Below are 2,154 nucleotides of genomic sequence, written 5' to 3'. Positions count from 1 at the left end.
GAGCTAGACTGATGCTCTATATTATCGAGATAATGATTAGAGCCACCATAATACCTCATACGTGTTACCGGACTACGTTCACCATTCCCCGGTTTTGGCACATGTGAGTTGTCAAAATTAATATCCTGCACTTCTCCGCTGATTGCGGGAAACACTTTAGTTTTTTTTGCCATTACTACCCCGTTTTTTTGTTAATCCAACAACATTGTAACATAGCTTATGTTAAAGTCAATTTTTTATACACCACTTACTATATTACAAAAAAACCTACTCAATAAGCTCACTGCATTTTACTACATTATTCTTTCCACGATTGTTTTTGGCTTCATACATTGCCCTATCCGCACATCCTATAAGATCAGTTAAACTACTTGCCTTTGATTCTCTCAAGGACGATACACCAACACTTGTTGTTATTTTTATGTCTGGATTCTCTTCAAATCTTATTTCGCTTATGAGGGCTCTTAGTTCTTCGGCCTTTTTAAATGCCTCTTTCTCATCTGCACCTAATAACCCTACTATAAACTCCTCTCCACCTAGCCTTCCTACAATATCAATACCCCTGACATTTTCACTCATTATCTCTGCAACAGACACAAGAACCTTGTCCCCAATATCATGCCCATATGTATCGTTTATACTCTTGAAATTGTCTGCATCAAAAAATATTACTGAAAAATCCTCAATTCTTATATTCCTTTTTGCTTCAGGATTCTCCTGTAAAAATTTTGCTTCATTAAAAAATTCGTCAAATATGTCATTTATACCCCTACGGTTTAAAACTTGCGTTAGTTCATCTTTAAACGCAATTGATTTTAAATGCTCTATCTCTTTTTCAAGTTCTTTTATTTTTTGTTTATCGTCACTCATGTTCTATTTGAATTTAATTTTTAATCCATCTAATATCTATTAATGCCTGAGCTCTCTCATTAATTTGTGGATGGGTCACCACCAATACCATAAGCATACGGTTTATATACAGAACGCGACTCGTTTCAATATAAGTTTATTACTTTCCACCCCTTAATGCTAGAGTTCTTTCTTTCACTGGTGGGTGTGTCATAAACAATTTATTCACTCCGGAAGATGCTTTTTTGCCAGAACCAAAAGGGTTGGCAATAAAAAGATGCGCGGTGGCGTGACTTGTTTTCTTCATTTCCTGTCCGTGCGAGGCAATTTTCTCAAGCGCAGATGCCAGCCCTTCAGGGTAACGCGTCAAAAGCGCACCAGATGCATCTGCAAGAAACTCTCTTTTGCGCGATATAGCAAGTTTAATAAGTGTTGCCGCTATAGGAGCCAAAATTGCAAGCACCAATCCTACAATTATAAGAATTATTCCTGCGCGACCGTTCCTGCTACCACCGATTCCAAAAAGTGACATACGCAGAAAGATATCAGAGATTATGGCAACAAAACCTACGAGTACCACCGCAACAGTTGAAACTAAAATATCACGATTGCCTATATGAGAAAGCTCATGTGCCAACACTCCCTCAAGCTCTGTTTTATCTAAAATGCTAAGCAGTCCGGTTGTAACAGCAACCGCCGCATGCTTTGGATTGCGCCCCGTTGCAAATGCATTCGGCGCCGGATCGTGCACTATATAGAGTTTCGGCATCGGAAGCCCTGCGGTAATTGAAAGGTTCTCAACAATATTCCAAAGTTCTTTTTGCTCTTCTCTTTTAACCATTTTCGCACCAGTCAATTTAATAACTATCTTGTCCGAGTTCCAATAGCTGAAAATGTTCATCAGTAAAGCCAGAGCAACCACTACATAGAGAATTATCGGACTATTTGCGTACCAGCTGAATGCCCAGCCGATTCCGATGACAACAATCAAAAAACTTGCCATTAAAAACCACGTTTTCCTAATATTGCTGTCTTGGTGTGTGTAAATTGATGCCATAATCCAGTTATTTAAATTTCTGCCGGTATGTTTCCCAGTAAATTTTTATACGTTACATTTTGTGCGGTATTTCTTATTTAGAAATTTACCTTTACTGGTTCTTTTTCCTCAGAACCTTCTTCAAGTTCAAAAAATTCTCTTTTCCCAAATTTGAATATATTCCCGACAATATTCTGTGGAAATGATTCAAGTCCGATATTAAGATCTCTGACATTTGAGTTATAAAAACGCCGTGCTGCCTGAATCTT

4 protein-coding genes are annotated in these 2,154 nt (G+C 38.0%); all 4 read right to left on the bottom strand.

Annotation, left to right across the window (positions count from 1 at the left end):
* Positions 1–173: hypothetical protein (locus IIB50_03315; protein ID MCH7530117.1), on the bottom strand; the 173-nt coding region annotated here is incomplete at its 3' end.
* A gap of 94 nt (positions 174–267) precedes the next feature.
* Positions 268–870, bottom strand: coding sequence for a GGDEF domain-containing protein (locus IIB50_03310; protein ID MCH7530116.1), 603 nt, complete (start codon positions 868–870; stop codon positions 268–270).
* Between the two features lie 139 nt (positions 871–1,009).
* The gene (locus IIB50_03305) at positions 1,010–1,906 is read right to left on the bottom strand and encodes a M48 family metallopeptidase (GenBank protein MCH7530115.1); all 897 of its coding nucleotides are present in this window, start codon (positions 1,904–1,906) and stop codon (positions 1,010–1,012) included.
* 77 nt (positions 1,907–1,983) lie between these two features.
* Positions 1,984–2,154, bottom strand: a 171-nt coding sequence (locus tag IIB50_03300) for a LemA family protein (GenBank protein ID MCH7530114.1), incomplete at its 5' end; no start/stop codon positions are given.

The sequence above is a fragment of the Patescibacteria group bacterium genome, assembly GCA_022560785.1.
Lineage (GTDB): Bacteria > Patescibacteriota > Minisyncoccia > Phycocordibacterales > JADFSL01 > JADFSL01.
Note: the sequence above shows the minus strand (reverse complement) of the source record. Positions and strands in the feature narration are given on the sequence as shown.

Coding starts and splice junctions, on each gene's coding strand:
- IIB50_03305 (MCH7530115.1), bottom strand. CDS start 1,906: ATGGCATCAATTTACACACACCAAGACAGCAATATTAGGAAAACGTGG.
- IIB50_03310 (MCH7530116.1), bottom strand. CDS start 870: ATGAGTGACGATAAACAAAAAATAAAAGAACTTGAAAAAGAGATAGAG.